Source organism: Streptosporangium sp. NPDC005286 (assembly GCF_040607515.1).
In the GTDB taxonomy this organism is placed as follows: Bacteria; Actinomycetota; Actinomycetes; order Streptosporangiales; family Streptosporangiaceae; genus Streptosporangium.
This window is the reverse complement of the sequence record NZ_JBEXGU010000391.1, coordinates 1-1721: the sequence shown is the minus strand read 5'-3', so window position 1 is coordinate 1721 and position 1721 is coordinate 1. Positions and strand designations below refer to the sequence as shown.

The following is a 1721-nucleotide window of genomic DNA, read 5'->3' as shown; positions in this document are numbered from 1 at the left end:
ACCCAGACCGATCATCCACTTGCCCAGCGGCGGATGGGCCACATAGAGCGGGCAGGGGTCGGCCTCCGGCGGGGTGCACTTGACCAGGAAGTCGGTGTTCCCCTGCATGATCATCCTGTCGGCGATGGGATCCTTCACGGTGCCGAAAGAGGCCCGCTCCACCCCGTGGTTGATCAGCGCCCAGGCGTCCTTGGCGTAGTACGTCTCGTCGAACATGACCGCGTTCGGCCGCCCGAGGCCCACGAAGCGCAGGATCCCCCCGAAGGCCGCGACCAGCAACGGCCCCAGCCAGCCCCAGGCGACATTTCCCGACATGGGCGGCAAGAGACGATCCCGTGTTGATCCCATTCAGGGAATTATGGTGAAAAGTCAGCCTCGATGGACAGCTTGATAAAGATCCCGTTTGGGGATTCCCGCCGCCTTCGCCACATCCACGATCGCCTGCTTCCTCGGCACCCCCGTCTCCTCGCGGCGCGCGACCTCGTCCACCAGGTCCTCGATCACCGGCGGCAGGGCCTGCCCGGCGTACCCGGCGACCACGATGGTGATCTCCCCCTTGACGCCCCCGGCCGCCCACTCGGCCAGCTCGCCGAGACCGCCCCGCCGCACCTCCTCGTAGGTCTTGGTGAGCTCGCGGCAGACCGCCGCCCGGCGGTCGGCGCCGAACGCCTCCGCCATCGCCGCCAGCGCGGCACCGAGCCGGTGCGGCGCCTCGAAGAACACCATCGTGCGCTCCTCCTCCGCGAGGGCCGAGAGCCTGCGGGAGCGCTCACCGGACTTGCGCGGCGGGAAGCCCTCGAAACAGAACCGGTCGCTGGGCAGCCCCGAGACGGCCAGCGCCGTGGTCACCGCCGACGGCCCCGGCAGCGAGGTGACCGCGATCCCGGCCTCGACCGCCAGGTGGGTCAGCCGGTAGCCGGGGTCGGAGACGCCCGGCATGCCGGCGTCGGTGATGACCAGCACCGTCTTGCCGTCCTGGAGCGCGCCGAGGAGCTCGGCGGCCCGCCCTGCCTCGTTGGCGTCGTAGTAGGAGACGACCCGGCCGCCGATCTCGGCGCCCAGTTCCCCGGCCAGGCGCCGCAGCCGCCGGGTGTCCTCCGCCGCGACCACGTCCGCGCTCTCCAGCGCCAGCCTCAGCCGGGGTGAGGCGTCGCCCGCCTGCCCGATCGGAGCCCCTGCCAGCACAAGCCTGCCGTTGTCCGTCACCGCTCCATCCTCCCGCATTTCGGATGGCCCCCCGGCGCGGGGAGAAGTTAACCATTTAGTCCTGTAGTGAGGTGTTTCCTGGGCTAGCTACGGTAAGGGGACCGTACGATGTCCGGGTGGCCGTGACCGACTTCCCCAGCCAGGCGTCAGAGCAGCCGGAGCCCCAGCCCGACGGCGGGCCCTCGGGTTCCGCTCGTGACCGTCTGGTGCCGCCGATGCCGGGAAACCCCCTGTGGGGCTGGCTGGGCCCACTGCTGGTCACGGTGTTCGGGGCGATCCTGCGCTTCACCAACCTCGGTCACCCGAACGCGGTCATGTTCGACGAGACGTACTACGCCAAGGACGCCTGGGCACTGATCAACTTCGGTGCCGAGCACAACGTCGTCAAGGACGCCGACAAGATCCTGATGCGGGGCGGCACCGAGATCTGGCAGCAGTGCGCGCCCGCGGAGGTCGACAAGTGCGCCTCCTACGTGGTCCATCCGCCGCTGGGCAAGTGGATGATCGGTCTGGGC

At 69.7% G+C, this 1721-nt stretch carries 1 protein-coding gene and 2 pseudogenes; 1 reads left to right on the top strand and 2 read right to left on the bottom strand.

Annotated features, from left to right (window positions below):
• Window positions 1-315 (bottom strand): annotated as a pseudogene (locus ABZU75_RS46330) (phospholipid carrier-dependent glycosyltransferase); the annotation flags it as partial.
• A gap of 54 nt (window positions 316-369) precedes the next feature.
• Window positions 370-1224 carry a 16S rRNA (cytidine(1402)-2'-O)-methyltransferase gene (gene rsmI / locus ABZU75_RS46325; RefSeq protein WP_350966494.1) on the bottom strand — a complete coding sequence of 285 codons (855 nt, stop codon included), beginning with the start codon at window positions 1222-1224 and terminating at the stop codon, window positions 370-372.
• A 98-nt stretch (window positions 1225-1322) separates the two neighbouring features.
• Between rsmI and ABZU75_RS46320 the strand changes: the two are divergent.
• Window positions 1323-1721 (top strand): annotated as a pseudogene (locus ABZU75_RS46320) (phospholipid carrier-dependent glycosyltransferase); the annotation flags it as partial.